General features: G+C 72.9%; 5 protein-coding genes. 2 read left to right on the forward strand and 3 right to left on the reverse strand.

Annotated features, from left to right (window positions below):
* The 3 genes from ACTHLI_RS06855 to ACTHLI_RS06865 form a co-directional block, all read right to left on the reverse strand.
* The coding region (locus tag ACTHLI_RS06855; RefSeq protein WP_440182399.1) for an endonuclease/exonuclease/phosphatase family protein at nucleotides 1-278 on the reverse strand (278 nt) is incomplete at its 3' end.
* A gap of 46 nt (nucleotides 279-324) precedes the next feature.
* Nucleotides 325-1,137, reverse strand: coding sequence for a nitroreductase family protein (locus tag ACTHLI_RS06860; protein ID WP_440182400.1), 813 nt, complete (start codon nucleotides 1,135-1,137; stop codon nucleotides 325-327).
* Nucleotides 1,137-1,454 carry a hypothetical protein gene (locus tag ACTHLI_RS06865; protein ID WP_440182401.1) on the reverse strand — a complete coding sequence of 106 codons (318 nt, stop codon included), beginning with the start codon at nucleotides 1,452-1,454 and terminating at the stop codon, nucleotides 1,137-1,139. Before ACTHLI_RS06865 ends, ACTHLI_RS06860 begins: the two co-directional genes overlap by 1 nt.
* A gap of 84 nt (nucleotides 1,455-1,538) precedes the next feature.
* Here ACTHLI_RS06865 and ACTHLI_RS06870 point away from each other — a divergent pair, with 84 nt between their 5' ends.
* Together ACTHLI_RS06870 and ACTHLI_RS06875 are read left to right on the forward strand one after the other, a co-directional pair.
* A complete protein-coding gene (locus tag ACTHLI_RS06870) occupies nucleotides 1,539-2,348 on the forward strand; it encodes an FAD binding domain-containing protein (protein ID WP_440182402.1) in 810 nt (269 codons plus the stop codon).
* A partial coding sequence (locus ACTHLI_RS06875; RefSeq protein WP_440182403.1) for a (2Fe-2S)-binding protein occupies nucleotides 2,345-2,565 on the forward strand: 221 nt, incomplete at its 3' end. The genes ACTHLI_RS06870 and ACTHLI_RS06875, both read left to right, overlap by 4 nt.

Here is a 2,565-nt window from a genome sequence, read left to right on the forward strand (position 1 = left end):
GTGGAGGCGAGCGGCACCCGGGACAGCAGCGCGAGCCCCTCCCGGTAGACGGGGTGCGCGCGACCGCGCTGGAGGCGCGTGATCGCCTCGTGCCGGAACGGCATACGCAGCTCGCGGTTCAGCAGCTCGACCGGCGAGTACGGCGAGACGTCGGGGAGGTACACGACCTCCTGGAACAGGACCACGTCCGGGTCGACCCCGCGCAGGAAGGCGGCGATGCGCGGCGCCCGCGCGTCCCAGTCGAGGAACCCCTGGAGGTTCAAGGTGGTGATGCGCACGCTGGACCCTTGCACACCCGCCCTGGCCGAGTGCCCTCCGCCCCGCTCAGTGCTCGGGCGCCCTGACGAGGTCGTCCCAGCCCTCCTGCGGCCGATCGGCCCGCTCGCGGAACACGTACTGCGAGGGCAGCTTCCGTTCCGAGCTCGTCCAGTCGATCGCGGGACGCCGCCGCTGCTCGGGCAGGTAGCCGAGGCGGTACACGGCCATCAGCTCGAGCTCGTCAGGCACGTTCAGGAGGGCGACGATCCGATCCCACTCCCCCGGCACCTCCATCGGGAAGGACACGAACTGGATGCCCATGCCGAGTTCGACGGTGGTGAGCCAGAGGTTCTCCATCGCCGCGCCCATGCTGAACAGCGAGTAGAAGGAGGAGAGCTCCCCGGGGCGGTACTCGGCACGGTCGAGCATGACGCCGATCAGCAGCGGCGAGCCCGCGACGAGCTTGCGGTTCTCCGCGCCGAGCGTCTGCGGCACGTGCAGCGAGTTCATGAGCTTCTGCCCGCGCGACGTGAACGCCTGCGAGGTGAACGGGCGCAGGGGTGCGGGCAGCTTGTCGAACAGCATGCCGCTGCGCTGCCGCGCCATCTCCGCCTTGGAGAAGCGGAAGTACGGCTTGTACCGCTCGAAGAACGTGCCGTTGCTCATCGCCGTCGTCATGCTCGCGCCCGAGATCTCCGCGATGGTCTCGATCGTCTCCCTGGACTCGATGAGCACGAACCGCCACGGCTGGCTGTTCAGCTGGCTGGGCGCCCGGCCGGCCACCTCCATGAGGAGCCGCTGGTGCTCGGGCGACACCGGGTCGGGCAGGAACCCGCCGTTCGTGGTGTGCCGGCGCCGGATGGCGTCCAGGAGCTCCATCAGTCCTCCTTCACGAGCGCGCCGGCATAGAACGGTGCCGCGGCGAGCGCAGTGGTCGCGTGAGCCGCATGGCCCACGTGCGGCAGCAGCGCGAGCGGGAGCAGCGCCGGGCCGAGCACCCATCCTCGCGGCGACCGCTGCGCGAACGCTCCGACGACCGCGGCGGTGGTGAGGGTCGACGTGACGATGTAGAGCGCGTGGTGGGTCCAGCGGTGCCGGCTCGTGTCGACGAGCCGCGTCTGCACCGCGGTGCCGAGCGCGGCGTTCGCGAGGTAGGCGACGGCGGCTGCGGCGACGAGCGCGCGGGGTGATGGCACGCTCGCATCCTCCTCCGCCGCGCTCGGCGCCGCGGCGGGATGCGCCGTAATGCGGCTGCAATGCGGGTGCGGTGGGATGGGTCGATGGACCCGCCGACGCTGAACCGGGTGGTCCTGCCGTCGTCGCGGCGGGACCTCGCAGCGCTCTCCGACACCGTGCACCCGCTCGGTGGCGGCACCTGGCTGTTCTCGGAGCCGCAGGACGGCCTCACGGAGCTCGTGGACCTCGTCGCCCTCGGCTGGACGCCCTGGGTCGCGCGAGCGGACGGCGGACTCTCGATCGCCGCGACGTGCACGGTGGCGCAGCTCGTCGCCATCCCGCCGCGCCCCGGCTGGCGGGCGCTGCCGCTCTTCCGGCAGTGCGCGGAATCCCTCCTCCAGTCGTTCAAGATCTGGAACACGGCGACCGTGGGCGGCAACATCGCGACGGCGCTCGCGGCCGGGGCGCTCATCGGGCTGGCCGGCGCGCTCGACGGCGAGCTCGTCATCTGGACCCCGGACGGCGGCGAGCGCCGCGAGGCCGTCTCTTCCTTCGTGCGCGCGCAGCGCTCGACGAGCCTGCTGCCCGGCGAGGTGATCCGGTCGATCGAGCTCGCACCGGAGGCGATGGCGGCCGAGACCGCGTTCCGCCGCATCGCGCTCGCGCCCCTCGGCCGCGCGGGCACCGTGCTCGCGGCGCGGCGCGATCCGCGCGGCGGGTTCGTGCTCTGCGTGACCGGCGGGACCACGCGACCGGAGGTGCTCCGCTTCCCGGAGCTCCCGTCGGCGTCGTCGCTCGCGGCCGCGGTCGGGGCGATCCCGAGCTGGTTCAGCGACGCCCACGGGGCCGCCGACTGGCGCGCCGCGGTCTCCGTGCTGCTCGCGGAGGAGATCCGGCAGGAGCTCGACCGATGAGGTTCGAGGTGAACGACACCCCGGTCGAGGCGGCCCCGTTCCCCGGCCAGTGCCTCCGCACGCTCCTCCGGGAGACGGGCCACCACGAGGTGAAGAAGGGCTGCGACGCGGGCGACTGCGGCGCGTGCACCGTGCTGCTCGACGGCGAGCCGGTGCACTCGTGCATCGTGCCGGCCCATCGCGTCGCGGGGCGCCGCGTCACGACCGCGAGCGGGCT

The organism is Amnibacterium sp. (assembly GCF_051956055.1).
Taxonomy (GTDB): domain Bacteria; phylum Actinomycetota; class Actinomycetes; order Actinomycetales; family Microbacteriaceae; genus Amnibacterium.

Excerpts from the sequence above, each read along its gene's own strand:
- ACTHLI_RS06860 (WP_440182400.1), bottom strand. The coding sequence starts at position 1,137 with ATGGAGCTCCTGGACGCCATCCGGCGCCGGCACACCACGAACGGCGGG.
- ACTHLI_RS06870 (WP_440182402.1), top strand. The coding sequence starts at position 1,539 with ATGGACCCGCCGACGCTGAACCGGGTGGTCCTGCCGTCGTCGCGGCGG.